We start from the raw sequence: 13,300 nt of genomic DNA, 5'->3' as shown, positions 1-13,300 counted from the left end.
TGAGCCGGTCCGGGTACATGGCGACCTGGTCGGCCGTGTAGTCATTCGGTACGTACACCTCGTACTCGTCGGGGTGGTCGGGATGGAAGGTGGTCCGGCGGATGTCGCTCCCCTGGACCATCCCGATGTCGATTCCCGACCGATCGAGCAGGTTGACCATCCACTCCCCGTCGGTGGTGCCGTACTCGACGCCGTAGGGCCGGTACAGCTCCTGCATCCACCAATGCGGCACCTGCTCCGGCACCTCGGTGAGGTGTAGATGGCAGTCTACGGTGACCATGGGCACTCCTGCGGGCGCCGGACGGGATCGGGAACGGGCGCTACCCGCAGGAGAATAGACCGGCGCCGAACGACGGCGGGTACGTCGTCACTATGGCGGAGGCTATGGGGGCCGGATACACTCGACGGTCGGCGGGCAGCCGAGGCGTGAGGAGACTTGTCGTGCCGCAGACGAAGGGTCGGACTCCGGCGACGCTGCTTCTCGAGGCCGGCGTCGCAGGCATTCGAGCCTCGGTCGGCTGATGTCCGCGGACGCGACCAGGGATTCCTCGCAAGCCTCCATGGTCGTGCTCGGCGCCGTCGGTGTCCTGCTCATGATGGGCGCCTGGGAACTGGTGGGCAGGCTCGAACTCCTGGGACGCAACTGGCAACCCCTCTCGGCCGTGGTCCGGGCGTTCCTGGAGAACCTTCCTGTCTTCGCCAGAGCCACCAGGGCCACCATCATCGACGCCGGTAAGGGATTCGTCGCCGGGATCCTGCTGGGGCTGGCACTCGCGGTGCTGGGACTTCTCGCACCGGCATTGAACCGGGGCATTGGCAGGATGGCGACCCTGATCAACTCGATACCGTGGATCGCGCTCGGGCCTGTCCTGGTGATGATCGTATCGCAGGAGACCGTGCCGTTCACGTTCGCGCTCCTGGCAGTCTTCTTCGCCAGCTTCATCGCCATCACCTCGGGTTTCTACCTCGCCCGCCAGTCTCACCATGACCTCCTCTCCAGCCTGGGATCGTCTCGTTGGACCAGATTCCGGCGGTTGCAGCTACCGGTCGCAGTGCCATCGTTGATTTATGCCGCCAAGCTCGGGGCCCCGGCAGCGATGTTCGGCGTGGTCTTCGGGGAGTGGTTCGGCTCATCACGTCCAGGACTCGGCGCCCTGATAGTCACCTCGATGCGGAGTCTCCGCTCGGACCGCCTCTGGGCGGCCGCCGCCCTCACTTCGCTAATCGCCATCGCAGTGTTCGCAGCCTTCGCCGCCCTCGAGCGGGCCGCGCTCAACAGGTTCCGCTGATGCCACCTACCCATGGGAGGCCGGCCGCCGTCAAGGATCCATCGAACCAAAGGGACCTCGAGGGTGATTCAGGTGACTCCCGGCGGCGGACCGTTCGGTCTCTGGCGCGCCGCTTCCTGGTCGCCATCTGGCCCTACGTTCTCGTCATCGCTGCCTGGCAGGCCTGGGTGACCCTGGGCGGCGTGCACCGGCTCGTGATCCCGGAACCAGGCGCGGTGGCTTTCGATATCTGGTCGGCCCCGGGCGAGTACTGGTCCTACGGTTGGCGGACCGTCCTGGAGGCCGCCGCCGGTCTGGCGATCGGGACCGCCATCGGCGTGGCTGCCGCGATCGCAGTCTGGTTTTCCCGGGTGCTACGCGGTCTGCTGACGACCTCCATGATCCTGCTCTACTCCGCTCCCATCGTGGCCACGATTCCGATCATGGCGAAGGTGCTGGGCTACTCCCCCACCACGGTTCTGGCCATCGCAGCCATCGTGTCGATGTTCCCCACGTTCGTCCTCGTCAACTCCGGCCTGCTGGACTTGCCGGCAGGTTCGGTGGATGTCTTCCGGAGCCTCGGCGCTCCGCGGACGGTGCAACTGCTGAGGCTCGCATTGCCTGCCGCCATGCCGAACTTCCTGGTCGCATTCCGGCTCAACGCGGCAGTCGCGTTCATTGCGGCGGTCATCGGCGAGTACCTGACCGGCGTCCGGGGCCTGGGCTGGCTGTTCGCCCTCTCGTTCAGCCGGTTCGATGTCGACCGGGCCTGGGGTGCGGCGATGGTCATAATCGCTCTGTCCATTCTCTCCTACGCACTCGCCAGCCGGGTCGAGGAACGGGGTATCGAACGCTGGACATGAGCGAGCGCGGGTATGGCGTCGCTCGGAACCCGGGACCGTTCGGAGACGGCGGATACGCCGGAAGCGGTCAGCGGGCACCCGATCATGTCGTGTGGCAGGCCCTCTTGGTTGGCGGCGAACCTGCATCGGTATGCTTATCCGGGCCGCGGATCGGTTCGCCCCGATCCGCGCACGGAATCAGCTAGCGAAATGTCGAAGTACGACGACCAGGAGGAGGACGCATGATCACCCAGAGGAAGCGGGTCAAATGGATATCGGTAGTGGCGCTCCTCGCGCTCTTGGGGGTCGCCTGCGGAGGTGACGAGACTGCCGAGACGCAGGCGACGCAGGCCACGGTCGCGCCGACCACTACGGCCGCGCCGACCACGACCGAGGCCGAGATGACCGAGACCACTGCGGCAGCTACGACCACCACGGCCGCCCCGACTACCACCGCGGCACCCGCTCCTGCCGAGCCGACCGACATAAGGCTGCGGCTGAGCTGGATCGCCGATCCCGGCTTCATGGGGCTCTACGAGGCCGTCGAACAGGGCTTCTTCGATGACGAGAACATCAACGTCACCATCGAGCACGGTGGCCCGAACGTGCCCAACTCGACCCAGGTGGTTGCGGGTGGAGCTGCCGATATCGGCGTCACCGATCCGTTCTCGCTCGCTCTGGCCATGTCCGAGGGAGCGGACTTCGTGGTGTTCGGCGTCAGGATGCAGTCCGACCCGACAGGCATCGGCTCGCTCTGCGACAACCCGATCAACTCGCCGGCCGATATCGCCGGAAAGAAGATCGCAGGCGGCACCACCGACGGGTTCCTGATCGACGCGTTGCTGACCGCCAACGGGCTGGAGCCCGGCACCTACGAGCTGATTCCCGCCGGCTGGGACATGTCGCCGGTGGTCGATGGAACGGTCGACGGCATGCTGATCTGGGTCAACAGCCATCCCCTCCCGCTGAACGCGCAGGGGATCTGCAACGTCAGCTGGACGTTCAGCGAGATGGGTCTGCCCGCCTACCAGGACCTATTCTTCACTACGACAGAGTTCATGGACAACAATCGCGAAGCGATCGTGGGCTTCCTCCGGGCCAACATCAGGGGCTGGGAGTACGCCTTCAACGATCCCGCCCACGCGATCGATCTGGTGATGAACACGTGGGGCGGGGTCGATCTCGGCCTGGTCCTCGAGGACCAGTTCCCCATCCATGAAGCACAGATACCCCTGATGACCAGCCCCCTCACCGATGAGAAGGGCCTGTTCTGGTTCGATCTCGACCAGATCCAGAACATCCAGAACGGTTACGTGCTGACGGCTACCGGGCTTGAATCGGTTCCGGACGCCGCCGACGTCTACGACATCTCGATCCTCGAGTCTGCCTACGAAGGCTGCGGATCCTCATTGCTGGACTGCTAGAAGCGAGTTCTCGACCGATAGAGCGCTGCCTCTCCGAAAGGAGGGGCAGCGCCTCTTTTTCCTATACTCCGGCGCCGGCCGGACCGTGTCTAGGAGGAGCTCCTACAAGCCGAGCTTGTACAGCCGGTTGGCGGTGCCCCCCATGATGGCCTCCATCTCGTCGTCTGAGATTTCAGCCGTACCCCGCCTCTCGGCGACCTCGTTCACGGCGCGGAAGAGCTCGGGGACCGTCGCCACGTTCTTGCCGATCCTGATCTTGTCGTTCCCGTCCGACCCGTACAGGGCCCGATCGATAGCCCCGAAGTCCTTGATCTTCAGCAGCGCGTCGTAAAGCTGCTCCGCGCTCCCCCCTCCGAACCACGCGAGGTCCATGTAGAAGTTCGGATGGCGGGCAGCTACGGCGATTCCCTCATCGATCCATGGGAAGGCCAGGTAGAAGACCACTTTCAGATTGCGGAGCTCCCTACCCACGTCGTCCAGCAGGATCGGATTCGAATACTTCATGGGAGCGTTGATGATCGGCGTCCACCCCGTGAAGAGATCCACGGGAACGTCGAGCTCGATGCACTTCTCGTAGAAGGGATATACCCGGCGGTCGTTGATGGCGTGGTCGTGGTAGGCGGTCTTGAGGGCCAGGGCCACGAACCCGTGCTCCTTGATGAAGTACTCAGTCTCGGCCAGGGCATCCTGCGGATCGCGCAGCGGATCGACCGCTACTTGACCGCGGAGCCGGTCCGGGTGTTTCGCCACCTCTTCGGCGATCCACTCGTTGGGGATGTATACCCCGTGGTCGCCGGGATGGTCCGGATGTGAGGTGGTACGCCGGATGTCGCCGCCCTGCACGATCGCGATGTCGATTCCGGCGTCGTCGATCATGTCCACGATGTCCTGGCCATACCGGGAAACACCCGTGCCACCGTATGGCAGGTACATCTCATCCATCCACCACTTGGGAACCTGGCTCGGCGTCAAACCGATGTAGTGATGGCAGTCGACGGTAACCATGTGGGTGCTCCTGTCGTTCGGGTTTCCGAGCTCGCTTTGACGGGGTGGATCGCTCCGGGACGGTAGTGGCAGCGGATCGCTGGTCAAAGGCTACGCCTGCCGACGACCGATCCGCACGCTCGGGACTCGATCCGGCATCCCTCTGGCGGGGTGGCGTAGAATCCGGGCATGCGTACCGGTCTGGCCGTCGAGGATCTGGGTGACCTGTTCGATCGCCCTCTCCTGGCGACGCTCGCGACCTACGGCCAGGACGGTCTGGTCCGGCTGTCGCCCGTGTGGTTCGAGTGGCGCGAGGGCGGATTCAATATCGCCATCGGCCTCAACGATGTGAAGGCAAGGCACCTCAGGCGGGACCCGAGGGCGTCGGTGGTGGTGGCAGAGGCTGAATCTCCGCTCCGCGGTCTCGAGGTCCGCGGTTTCGCTCAACTGATGCCGCAGGATCCCGATGTCGACCGACGGATCGTCGAGCGCTATGTCCCAGCGCCCGAAGTCGACGACTACATTGCCGCACTTCCGCCCGGAACGCTGGTCCGGCTCGAACCCGGCGAACTGCGGGCGTGGGACTTCGCCGACGACCCTTACTGAATCGCTACGTCTGTCCCCCGTGCTTGTCACCACCGTCGACACGGACCTCGGAGCCGATCATGAAGCTTGCGAGATCGGATGCACAGAACAAGGCGACCCAGGGCGACATCGTCAGGCACGCCGGCGCGGCCCAGCGGCAACTCCCGGCTCATTTGCTCGGCAAGGTCCCCGAGGTCTCAGCCGCCCTCCTCAGCCGACTCCTCCATTCCCGGAGTGAGAATGACCGTAGGGGCCAGAGCCAGAACCCGGATCCCGTGCGCTCCCAGTTCAGCCGCCATCCGCCTGGTGAGCGCCACCACCCCCAGCTTGGAGGCCACGTAGTGCGGAGCGCCTTCCCGAACGTACGCAGGCGCCGTGGAGATGTTGATGATGACGCCACCCTCCCGGCGGGCGATCATTCGCGTGGCTGCTTCCCGGGCGCCGAGGTAGGTGCCCGCAGATTGACATTCGGTACGCCGTCCCACTGGTCGTCGTCGATGTCGAGCAGGGCATCATCCGGGTAGATACCGGCATTGTTGACCCATATGTCAATCCCACCCGCGTGGGCAACCGCCAGATCCGCCAGGGCGGCGATCGAACGCCGGTCGGTCACGTCCACACCGGCCACATCCACTTCCTTCGTCTTTGTGGGCATCCGGCGCCCGAGCGAGAGAACGGCGGCTACGCGCTGATCCGGAAGAGTTCCGCAGCCGTACCGCCCATGATCCCGGCCATCTCCTCATCGGTGATCTCGGTGCCCTGTTCGCGTGCCGTCCGGCGGGCCTCACGGTAGAGGTCCCTGGCGTCGGTGTTGTCCGATCCGTACACCACCCGGTCTATCGCGCCGAGTTCCTTGAGCTTCGAAAGGGCGCCCGCCAGGACTTCAGGTCCCCAGGCGGTCCATCCGGCCATCTCGGCGTAGAAGTTGGGGTGTTTCGCGACGACCGCGACCCCTTCATCCACCCACGGGTATCCGAGGTGCGCGACTATGACCTTCAGATCCCGGTAGCGACGTCCGATGTCATCCAGCTGGATCGGGTCCTGGAACTCCATCGCCGAGTTGATGGTGGCTGTCCATCCGGTGTGGATCATCACCGGTATGTCCAACTCGAGACACTTCTCGTAGAGCGGGTCCAGCCGCCGGTCATTCGGGGCGTAGTGGTGATAGGTCGGGACGAGCTTGAGCAGCCGGAAATCCAGTTCCTTGACGCATCTCTCCAACTCGAGCACCGCCGCCGGGATGTCCCGGAGCGGATCCATCGCCGCCACGCCATAGAGTCGCCCCCCGGACTGGGCGACCTGGTGAGCGACGTAGTCGTTGGGGACGAAGACGCGGTGGTCGGCAGGATGATCGGGGTGGTAGGTCGTGCGGCGGATGTCTCCACCCTGGATCATGCCGATATCGAATCCGGTGGCATCGAGGTGTTCGACGATATCTGAACCGTTCACGGAACCGACGTCCCATCCCCATGGCGCGTACATCTCCCGTACCCACCACTCGGGAGCGTGCTCGGGCACCTCGGTCACGTGCAGGTGACAATCGATCGTTAACATCGGTCAGCCTCCCAATCCGTAAAGGCGCGCTGCGTTACCGCCGAGGATCGCCGCCATCTCCTCGTCCGTGAACGGCTCCGCCCCCCTCTCCCGGGCAACCCGGTTAACACTGCGGTACACGTCCGGCACCGTGGCCTCCTCCCGGCCGACCCGCACCTTGTCGCTGTTGTTGGATCCGTAGAGCACCCGGTCGAGCGCCGACAGCGACCGGAACCGGTCCAGGGTCTCGAACAGAGGCTCGGGCCCGAGTTCGGCGAAGTGATACATGTCGCCGTGGAAGTTGGGGTGTTTCGCCACCAGCAGGATGCACTGGTCGATCCAAGGATCGGCCATCGAGATGATCACTTTGAGGTCGCGGAATCGACGGCCGACCTCGTCGAGTTGCACCGGATCGGCGTTTTCGAGCTTGGCCGTGATGATCGGGGTCCATCCGGTGAAGAAGTGGGCGGGGATGCCCAACTCGATGCATTTCTCGTAGATCGGATCCAGGCGCCGGTCGTTGGGCGAGAAGTGAAGGTAGGAACCGAGCAGCTTGAGGGCGCGGAAGTCCAGCTCGTTGACGCACCGGTCCAGTTCCTCCAGGGCGGCGCCCATGTCCCGGATCGGGTCGATGACGGCCACTCCCTTCAACCGGTCCGGGAAGAGGGCAACCTGGTGGGCCGTGTAGTCGTTGGGAACGAAGACATCGTGCTCGGCGGAATGATCAGGATGGTAGGTCGTGCGCCGCATGTCTCCACCCTGGACCAGACCTACATCGACTCCGGAACGATCCAGGAGGTCGACGATCCACTGCCCGTCGTAGTTGGTGAGAGCCCCACCCCCGTACGGCCGGTACATCTCGGTCAACCACCACTCGGGTATGTGGTCCGGGACCACCCCGAGGTGCAGATGACAGTCGACGCTGACCAACGAGGCCTCCCATCGTGGATAGTTCGATACGGCGGACGGGCGGTCATTGTACAGACAGGCCCCGGCGAGACGGCCCGGCGCACCCGGGATGTAGGCTGGCTGCGGCTGGATCTCACGGGACGTTCTCGGGCATCCTCCGTTGCCGGCGCCACACAGGAGGACTTGGAATGATGAGGTTGGCGGGTTCGAGGGTTGTCATAACGGGTGCCGCGACCGGGATCGGTCGCACCGTGGCCGAGAGGTTCGTCGAGGCCGGCGCCGGAGTGCATATATGCGACATCGATGCCGACGCATTGGCGGCAGCCCGGGAGGAGGTGCCCGGTATCTCCGCCACCTTGGCCGATGTCGGATCGGAACGAGACATCGGCCGGTTGTTCGACGACGCTATCGAGCGACTCGGAGGGCTGGATGTCCTTGTGAACAACGCCGGACCGAGCGGCCCCACAGTCCCGGTCGACGAACTCACCTACGAGGATTGGCGCGCCTGCATCAGCGGGAACCTGGATGGTGCTTTCCTCAGCACGCGGGCCGCGGCGCCGCACCTCAAGAAGGCCGGCGCGGGGGCCATCGTCAACATGTCATCCGTCTCGGGACTCTTCGGTTCTCCGCTACGGAGCCCGTACGCGGCGGCCAAATGGGCGGTGCTCGGCCTGACGAAGACCTGGGCCGCCGAACTCGGGCCCTACGGCATCCGAGTGAACGCGGTCTGTCCGGGAGGCGTGGCCGGTCCCCGGCTCGACCGGGTCATGCAGGAACTGGCCGACGAACGAGGCGTTCCCTTCCAGGACGTGTCCGACGAGTGGAAGACGCAGGCCTCCCTGCGGACCTTCATCGAGCCTGACGAGATTGCGAATCTGGTCCTGTATCTGTGCTCCCCTCTGAGCGCCGGCATCACGGGAGCGGTCATCCCCATCGACGGTCACCTCGAGACCCTGGTCGGATAGCCGGAGGATATCTTCGGTCCGGGCGTCCGGTTGTAGGTACTGCGCCCCCAACTATGGTGGCGCGCCAGATGACTAGGAGGGTGATGCGAGCTAGCCCGGATGAAGTACAGCGAGTCGCCGTGGTGGGAGCGGGGACGATGGGGCATTCGATCGCCCAGGTCTTCGCCCAGGCCGGGATCGACGTGGACCTGGTGGACCTCGACGAGACAGCCCTGGCGCGCGCCCCCGGATTGGTGGAGGCAAACCTGCGGGTACTGGTCGACGGAGGCCGTCTGGACCCCGTCGAGATCCCTGCGATCCTGGGGCGCCTCCATCCGACCAGGTCGCTGGCCGAAGCGGCGGCAGGAGCCGAGTTCGCGATGGAGGTGGTCAGCGAGACCATCGCCGCCAAGCAGGCTGTCGTCAACGCGTTCGAAGATGCGGCGGCGCCGGATGTGGTGCTGGCGAGCAACACCTCGGCTCTGGACCTGTTCGCTCAGGTGACGGCTGCCGGACCCGAGCGGTTCGTCTGTGCCCACTGGTTCATGCCACCGTACATCGTCCCTCTGGTGGAGGTCGCCGGCGGACCCGACTCGTCTGAGGAGTCGCTGCAGTGGACCGCCGACCTGCTCCGACGGATCGGGAAGCAGCCGCTCGTGATGAAGCGGTTCGCGATCGGCTTCATCGCCAACAAGATCATGATGGCGATGGGAGCTGCGGCGGAGGAACTGATGGACGACGGCGCCGCGACCTTGGAGGACATCGACTTCGTGATGAAGACCAGCGTCGGCGTGCGGCTGGGGCTGGTGGGCATCTTCCAGAGTCTGGACTTCAACGGACTCGACCTGATCGCCGAAGGCACGGCGGAGATGGGCCTCGAAGTGCCGCCCTACCTCAAGGAGGTCGTCGACCAGGGCTTCTACGGACCCAAGACCGGCCGGGGCTTCTATGACTACGGCGGCCGCTCCGAGCGCGAGGTCGTGCGCAAGCGGGACCTGGCCTACCTGGCCGTACTGGACGCTCTGGAGGAGGCAGACGCCTTCTCACCGCTGTAGGACAGTGCCGAACCCTGAGTTCGGCCTTGTTGCCGAAACTCCGCCGGTGTCCGTTGCCGGTGTGAGGAATTCCCGTGTCGCCAGCTCCCAGCGGACTCGCACCCCGACCAAAGGGGTTGTTCTTGTCACATCCTCGCTATATGGTGTTCGATAACCGTAAGCACCAGCGGCCCATCTTCGACGTCGACAGGGCCAGGCGAGGGAACATATTGTCGAGCGGCCCCCACCCGGGGCAGGAGCGGACGCGCTCGACACCAAGGTGGTGGCGGTGGGGGAGGGCCCAGCGGGTGGGGCCAGGGTCGTCGCGGTTTCCGCGTTCTTCTTGCGACTCGGGAACCAACTCCCGCCTACAGGCGACCGGCGCCGTGCTCGGGGTACAACTCTTGATAGAGCTTCCCCCGTTGGTACGGGTAGGTGTCCAGGACAGTCTCGTCGATCTCTATCCCCAGCCCGGGCCCGGTCGGGACCGCCATGCGGCCGTTCTCCACGCGATCCATGCCGAAGATGGGGTCCACCAGCAATTCGTCTCGCAGCGGCTGGTACGGATCGGGGTCGTACTCGAGCACCTCGGGCTCGATGGCGGCCGCGAGATGGAGACCCGCAGCCACACCTACCGCGGTCAGACCTCCGATGTGGGGGACCACGGCGAGATCGTGTGCCTTCGCCAGGGCCGCCACCTCCATACAGGCGAGTATGCCTCCGCAGACCGTCGGGTCCGGCTGGAGAACGTCCGCGGCGCGATGATGCACCACGTTCTTGAATCCGGCCAGGGAGAAGACGCGCTCACCGACCGCGATACGGACCGGTGACTCAGCCCGGAGCTCGGCGAGTGCCCCAATCATGTACTGGGGAATGGGTTCCTCGTAGAAGCTCACGTTGTAGGGCTCCATCTTGCGGGACAGGCGGATCGCCTCGCGGAGGGTGTACGTCCAGTAGCCGTCGGCCATCAGATGGCAGTCGTCGCCGATGACCCGCCTGGTCCTGGCGATGAGATCGAGATCCCGTTCGGGATCGTTGCCCAGCCGGACCTTGATGCCCTTGATACCGGCTTCGAGGACATCGTCGAAATAGGTCTCGTGCCAGCCGAGATCCGTCTCGAACGAGGTCGTCCCCGTGGCGTACAGAGGCAAACTGTCCACGCCGGCGCCGAGTATCGCCGCAATCGAGACACCGTGGCACTTCCCGAAGATGTCCCACAGCGCGATCTCGATGGCGCCGATGACCTGCGCGGAGACACCGTCCCATCCGAGATACCCGTCGAGCCACAGGCGCATCTCGGCAAGGCGGGCTCTGATCGCCAACGGGTTCTTTCCGATCAACACGTCGGCGAGCACGTCATCGACGATGGTCTCCACCACCGTGGGATACGAATGGCCGTAGGACGAGCTTGCTTCGCCCCATCCGGCGTGGCCGGCATCCGTCTCGATCTTGATGAGCGAGAAGCTGCGATGCATCTCCGGATCGACCTTCATATAGCCGACGGAGATGGCCTTGATCCGGGTTATCTTCATAAGGTCGCGGCCGACAGGCCCGCCAATGCGGTCATTGCCGGGTCTCGGCTTCGAACTTGCCAACGAGCGTGGGGGGCGGAACCTCGTCCGGCGCGGTCTCGAGGTACCCGGTGACGCTGATGATGGTGTCTCTGAACCACACGTCGAAGGGGTTGTCGGACACCGTCATCTTGTCGAGGATGTCCTGCGGGTCGACGCCGTCGATGGCGACTATGGCAAGATCCAGCCCGGGAAGGCGCTGCTCCCACACGACCTCGCGAGTGACGCCCATCCGGTTGTGATGGTCGGCCCACTCCGCATACCTGGGGCCCGTGACCTCTTGCATCATCCGGCGCCAGGCCTTCCGCTTGCCGGGAAGGATCGGCGCCACGATCAGGAACTCGGTCGTGCCTGCCAACGGGTTCTCCCCTCCTTTGGCGGGTCCGGAGTGTATCAATCCGATGGCCCACCGGCGCGAGCATCGCAAGTGAGACACACCCTCCTACAATCGGTGTGTGCGGTGGTCACGAACGTGCCCATGGGATCGAAGAGCACCGGTGTGAAGGTATTCGACTTCGATCCGGGCAGGATCCATCTGTTGAGCTTCGGTCAGGGAGACGACCTGCTGGACTCGTTGACGGCATTCGCCCGATGCCGGGGGATCCTGGCCGCGACCATCACCTTTCTCGGCTCGGTGAGCCGCGCCGACCTCTCGTGGTACGACCCGGACGCCGGCGACTACCGCACCATCGTTCGGGAAGAGCAGTTGGAGGTTGCCGGTGGAACCGGCAACATCTCTCTTTATGAAGGGCAACCGCTGGTGCATATCCACGCCGCGTTCGCCGATCCGACCGGTATGACCATCGGGGGCCACATAAACCCGGGAACCACGGTGTTCGCGATGGAAGCCACGGTACAGGAGTTGGTGGGCGATCCACCGGAGTTCTGGGGAACTCTATGAACCGACACCCGTGTCGAGTGGGACTCGATAACTGGAGCGTACCGGCGGGGTATCAACCACGACCGATCAAGGACTAGTCTCCGTTTCCGGGGACACCGAGGAGGAGCCATTGTGTGACCGCATCTTGGAAAACGGTGACGTGGGCGGAGAGGTCGCAGCTGCTTCCCCGGTCATCTCGCTGCGAGATGTGAGCAAGGAGTTCAAGCTGCGGAGGGGTGAGACCCTGGTGGCTGTCTCCGGTGTCAGCTTCGACGTAGCGTCCGGGGAATTCCTGGCGTTGATCGGTCCTTCCGGCTGCGGTAAGTCGACCTTGCTACGGCTGGTCGGATCGCTGGAGGTACCTTCCCGCGGCACGGTGGTCGTGAACGGGCGGCAACCTGCCGAGTTGGCGGCCGCACATCGCCTGGGAGTTGCGTTTCAAGATCATGCATTGCTGCCTTGGCTGAACTCGTGGGACAACATCGCGCTGCCGTTCCACGTTGCCGGGATGAAACCGGACAAACAACGGATCGCCGAGCTCATCTCGCTCGTCGGCATGGCAGGATTCGAGAAGGCCAGGCCGAAACAGCTCTCGGGCGGAATGCGCCAGCGGATCGCCATCGCCCGTGCTCTCGCCCTGAACCCGGAAGTTCTGCTTCTCGATGAGCCGTTCGGAGCTCTCGACGCGGTGACGCGCCGGCAGATGAACCTGGAACTGCAGCGAATCTGGTCCGCTCAGCAACACACCACGATTCTCGTGACCCACTCGGTGGATGAAGCCCTGTTCCTCGCTGACCGTGTCATCGTCCTCACCGAGCGCCCTGGCCAGGTGAAGTTCGTCAAGCAAGTGGAATTCGAGAGACCTAGAACGAGGGAACTCGCAACCACGGCCGAGTTCCACGCTATCGCCGACGAACTCACGCTGGCATTGGACTCGACTGGAACCTGACGGCCCAGCCTCCTCAGGCCGCGACGACCCCGGACCAGACCCATTCGAGCCCCCGGCGGGCACGGACGTAACGGCTCGTAGGCCGGTGGCGACCGCAACTACGGAACCGTTCCGCGTGACCATCCGATCTGATTCACCCAGAAAGGGAGCGGTGCCCCGGCGATCGGGGCACCGCTTCCTAGAGTCGGAGAACGTGTGTGATCAGCAATCCAGGAGCGATGCTCCGCAGCCCGCGAACGCATCATCGAGCAAGCTGGTGTCGATCATCGCTTCGGGACTGGGGAGGTTCTCGATACCCGTCAGGCCCAGGACATCCCACATGGTGGACGCCATGAGATCGAAGTCCATCTGGAACAGACCCTTCTCATCGGTGAGGC

General features: G+C 64.5%; 14 protein-coding genes and 1 pseudogene. 8 read left to right on the top strand and 7 right to left on the bottom strand.

The genetic code is table 11. From position 1 onward, the window contains the following. The coding region (locus OXK16_00140) for a hypothetical protein (protein ID MDE0374361.1) at nucleotides 1–280 on the bottom strand (280 nt) is incomplete at its 3' end. 241 nt (nucleotides 281–521) lie between these two features. Between OXK16_00140 and OXK16_00135 the strand changes: the two genes are divergently transcribed. From OXK16_00135 to OXK16_00125, 3 genes are all read left to right on the top strand, one after another. Next, on the top strand, nucleotides 522–1,289 hold the full coding sequence (locus OXK16_00135) for an ABC transporter permease subunit (protein ID MDE0374360.1): 768 nt from the start codon (nucleotides 522–524) through the stop codon (nucleotides 1,287–1,289). After that, a complete protein-coding gene (locus OXK16_00130; GenBank protein MDE0374359.1) occupies nucleotides 1,289–2,131 on the top strand; it encodes an ABC transporter permease subunit in 843 nt (280 codons plus the stop codon). The genes OXK16_00135 and OXK16_00130 overlap by 1 nt, the downstream gene beginning before the upstream one ends. 221 nt (nucleotides 2,132–2,352) lie before the next feature. After that, nucleotides 2,353–3,534 (top strand): ABC transporter substrate-binding protein, encoded by a 1,182-nt coding sequence (locus OXK16_00125; protein ID MDE0374358.1) that lies wholly within the window; start codon nucleotides 2,353–2,355, stop codon nucleotides 3,532–3,534. 102 nt (nucleotides 3,535–3,636) lie between these two features. Here OXK16_00125 and OXK16_00120 read toward each other — a convergent pair whose 3' ends face one another. Continuing rightward, complete coding sequence (locus tag OXK16_00120) at nucleotides 3,637–4,539, bottom strand: amidohydrolase family protein (protein ID MDE0374357.1); 903 nt, start codon at nucleotides 4,537–4,539, stop codon at nucleotides 3,637–3,639. 168 nt (nucleotides 4,540–4,707) lie between these two features. Between OXK16_00120 and OXK16_00115 the strand changes: the two genes are divergently transcribed. Beyond that, complete coding sequence (locus OXK16_00115) at nucleotides 4,708–5,124, top strand: pyridoxamine 5'-phosphate oxidase family protein (GenBank protein MDE0374356.1); 417 nt, start codon at nucleotides 4,708–4,710, stop codon at nucleotides 5,122–5,124. Between the two features lie 176 nt (nucleotides 5,125–5,300). Here OXK16_00115 and OXK16_00110 read toward each other — a convergent pair. The 3 genes and pseudogenes from OXK16_00110 to OXK16_00100 all read right to left on the bottom strand — a co-directional run bounded on the left by OXK16_00110 (nucleotide 5,301) and on the right by OXK16_00100 (nucleotide 7,566). Further along, nucleotides 5,301–5,758: pseudogene (locus OXK16_00110) on the bottom strand (SDR family NAD(P)-dependent oxidoreductase). A 26-nt stretch (nucleotides 5,759–5,784) separates the two neighbouring features. Beyond that, nucleotides 5,785–6,657: an amidohydrolase family protein gene (locus OXK16_00105; protein ID MDE0374355.1), complete on the bottom strand. Its 873-nt coding sequence runs from the start codon at nucleotides 6,655–6,657 to the stop codon at nucleotides 5,785–5,787. A gap of 3 nt (nucleotides 6,658–6,660) precedes the next feature. Further along, entirely contained in the window at nucleotides 6,661–7,566 is a 906-nt protein-coding gene (locus OXK16_00100) for an amidohydrolase family protein (protein MDE0374354.1), read from the bottom strand. Nucleotides 7,567–7,733: 167 nt separating this feature from the next. On the opposite strand from OXK16_00100, the gene OXK16_00095 reads away from it, so the two are divergent. Beyond that, entirely contained in the window at nucleotides 7,734–8,510 is a 777-nt protein-coding gene (locus tag OXK16_00095) for an SDR family oxidoreductase (protein MDE0374353.1), read from the top strand. 83 nt (nucleotides 8,511–8,593) lie between these two features. Then, entirely contained in the window at nucleotides 8,594–9,544 is a 951-nt protein-coding gene (locus tag OXK16_00090) for a 3-hydroxyacyl-CoA dehydrogenase family protein (GenBank protein MDE0374352.1), read from the top strand. Nucleotides 9,545–9,891: 347 nt separating this feature from the next. Here OXK16_00090 and OXK16_00085 read toward each other — a convergent pair whose 3' ends face one another. Next, on the bottom strand, nucleotides 9,892–11,055 hold the full coding sequence (locus OXK16_00085) for a mandelate racemase/muconate lactonizing enzyme family protein (protein ID MDE0374351.1): 1,164 nt from the start codon (nucleotides 11,053–11,055) through the stop codon (nucleotides 9,892–9,894). Between the two features lie 31 nt (nucleotides 11,056–11,086). After that, nucleotides 11,087–11,452 carry a hypothetical protein gene (locus OXK16_00080; GenBank protein MDE0374350.1) on the bottom strand — a complete coding sequence of 122 codons (366 nt, stop codon included), beginning with the start codon at nucleotides 11,450–11,452 and terminating at the stop codon, nucleotides 11,087–11,089. A gap of 102 nt (nucleotides 11,453–11,554) precedes the next feature. Here OXK16_00080 and OXK16_00075 point away from each other — a divergent pair, with 102 nt between their 5' ends. Both OXK16_00075 and OXK16_00070 read left to right on the top strand, forming a co-directional pair. After that, a complete protein-coding gene (locus tag OXK16_00075) occupies nucleotides 11,555–11,995 on the top strand; it encodes a DNA-binding protein (GenBank protein ID MDE0374349.1) in 441 nt (146 codons plus the stop codon). 109 nt (nucleotides 11,996–12,104) lie between these two features. Then, complete coding sequence (locus OXK16_00070; GenBank protein MDE0374348.1) at nucleotides 12,105–12,923, top strand: ABC transporter ATP-binding protein; 819 nt, start codon at nucleotides 12,105–12,107, stop codon at nucleotides 12,921–12,923. The last annotated feature ends 377 nt before the right edge of the window (nucleotides 12,924–13,300 follow it).

This window comes from bacterium, from assembly GCA_028821235.1.
Taxonomy (GTDB): domain Bacteria; phylum Actinomycetota; class Acidimicrobiia; order Spongiisociales; family Spongiisociaceae; genus Spongiisocius.
Note: the sequence above shows the minus strand (reverse complement) of the source record. Positions and strands in the feature narration are given on the sequence as shown.